The sequence below is a fragment of the Flavobacterium fragile genome (genome assembly GCF_023634865.1).
GTDB classification, from domain to species: Bacteria; Bacteroidota; Bacteroidia; order Flavobacteriales; family Flavobacteriaceae; genus Flavobacterium; species Flavobacterium fragile.
In genome coordinates this window covers 1-2,346 of record NZ_JAMLJN010000018.1, presented here as the reverse complement: position 1 = coordinate 2,346, position 2,346 = coordinate 1, and the positions used below count along the sequence as shown (strand labels likewise).

The 2,346-nt window shown below is 45.1% G+C and carries 2 tRNA genes and 1 rRNA gene; all 3 read right to left on the bottom strand.

Annotated elements, in window-relative coordinates:
* Position 1 precedes the first annotated feature (1 nt).
* A tRNA-Ala gene (locus NAT47_RS12480) sits at positions 2 to 75 on the bottom strand.
* Positions 76 to 159: 84 nt separating this feature from the next.
* Positions 160 to 233, bottom strand: a tRNA-Ile gene (locus tag NAT47_RS12475).
* A 91-nt stretch (positions 234 to 324) separates the two neighbouring features.
* A 16S ribosomal RNA gene (locus NAT47_RS12470) occupies positions 325 to 1,840 on the bottom strand.
* Between the last annotated feature and the right edge of the window lie 506 nt (positions 1,841 to 2,346).

The following is a 2,346-nucleotide window of genomic DNA, read 5'->3' as shown; positions in this document are numbered from 1 at the left end:
GTGGAGAATATCGGAGTCGAACCGATGACCTCCTGCGTGCAAGGCAGGCGCTCTAGCCAGCTGAGCTAATCCCCCAATTTGAATTCAGAATTATGAATTCAGAATTACGAATTATGAATCCCAACTTCTAGAATTTCCTTCAAAAAAAGCTTAAAAAAGTAGTCCCGGGCAGACTCGAACTGCCGACCCCTACATTATCAGTGTAGTACTCTAACCAGCTGAGCTACGAGACTCTGTTTTCTTTGCTTTTTCTTATTTTTTAAATTAACAGCGAGAGTAATATCTTCCTTTCAATTAAAACCTCGCGGCTTAAATCTTCTCTAGAAAGGAGGTGTTCCAGCCGCACCTTCCGGTACGGCTACCTTGTTACGACTTAGCCCTAGTTACTAGTTTTACCCTAGGCAGCTCCTTGCGGTCACCGACTTCAGGCACCCCCAGCTTCCATGGCTTGACGGGCGGTGTGTACAAGGCCCGGGAACGTATTCACCGGATCATGGCTGATATCCGATTACTAGCGATTCCAGCTTCACGGAGTCGAGTTGCAGACTCCGATCCGAACTGAGATAGGTTTTGTAGATTCGCTCCTGCTCGCGCAGTGGCTGCTCTCTGTACCTACCATTGTAGCACGTGTGTGGCCCAGGACGTAAGGGCCGTGATGATTTGACGTCATCCCCACCTTCCTCACAGTTTACACTGGCAGTCTCGTTAGAGTTCCCGACTTGACTCGCTGGCAACTAACGACAGGGGTTGCGCTCGTTATAGGACTTAACCTGACACCTCACGGCACGAGCTGACGACAACCATGCAGCACCTTGTAAATTGTCCGAAGAAAAAACTGTTTCCAGTCCTGTCAATCTACATTTAAGCCCTGGTAAGGTTCCTCGCGTATCATCGAATTAAACCACATGCTCCACCGCTTGTGCGGGCCCCCGTCAATTCCTTTGAGTTTCACACTTGCGTGCGTACTCCCCAGGTGGGATACTTATCACTTTCGCTTAGCCACTCAACTTGCGCCGAACAGCTAGTATCCATCGTTTACGGCGTGGACTACCAGGGTATCTAATCCTGTTCGCTCCCCACGCTTTCGTCCATCAGCGTCAATCACTTAGTAGTAACCTGCCTTCGCAATTGGTATTCCATGTAATATCTAAGCATTTCACCGCTACACTACATATTCTAGTTACTTCCTAAGCATTCAAGTCTTACAGTATCAATGGCAGTTCCATCGTTGAGCGATGGGCTTTCACCACTGACTTATAAGACCGCCTACGGACCCTTTAAACCCAATGATTCCGGATAACGCTTGGATCCTCCGTATTACCGCGGCTGCTGGCACGGAGTTAGCCGATCCTTATTCCTACAGTACCGTCAAGCTCCCACACGTGGGAGGGTTTCTTCCTGTATAAAAGCAGTTTACAATCCATAGGACCGTCTTCCTGCACGCGGCATGGCTGGTTCAGTCTTGCGACCATTGACCAATATTCCTCACTGCTGCCTCCCGTAGGAGTCTGGTCCGTGTCTCAGTACCAGTGTGGGGGATCTCCCTCTCAGGACCCCTACCCATCATCGTCTTGGTAAGCCGTTACCTTACCAACTAACTAATGGGACGCATGCTCATCTTATACCGTTGGAACTTTAATTATTAAATGATGCCATTCAATAATACTATGGGGCATTAATCCAAATTTCTCTGGGCTATTCCCCTGTATAAGGTAGATTGCATACGCGTTACGCACCCGTGCGCCGGTCTCAAAGGAGCAAGCTCCTTCTACCCCTCGACTTGCATGTGTTAGGCCTGCCGCTAGCGTTCATCCTGAGCCAGGATCAAACTCTTCATCGTATATTGTTTGATAGATAAATCTATCTTGTTTTATTCGACTCAAGTCGCTAGGTCATTCTCAATTTACTCGAAAAATCTTACTCTCTCTTATTTTCAAAATTACATCGCTGTAATTCTGTGCTGTCAATTCAATATGTCTATGAACGTGTCATTCTTTTTTATCATCGCCTCTCCTTCGATTAGCGGGTGCAAAAGTACAACTCTTTTTTAATCTGGCAAGCTTTTTTGAAAAAATTTTTTGATTATTTTTTCCTGACTACTTACCCAATATTTTTAAGAACTTGTACAATCCGATTCCTTAGTTTCGGGTCGGCAAAGATACTAACTTTACTTTTTATTATCCAAATCTTTTTTTAACTTTTTTTAAAGTTTTTTTCGACTTGTTTAACCCTCAGTTTGTGTATGAACTTCTGCTCTAATGCGGGTGCAAAAGTAGTAATCTTTTCTCTTCTCGCAAGCCTTTTGTAATCTTTTTTTATTCTTTTTTTTGATGTTTTTCTTAACAC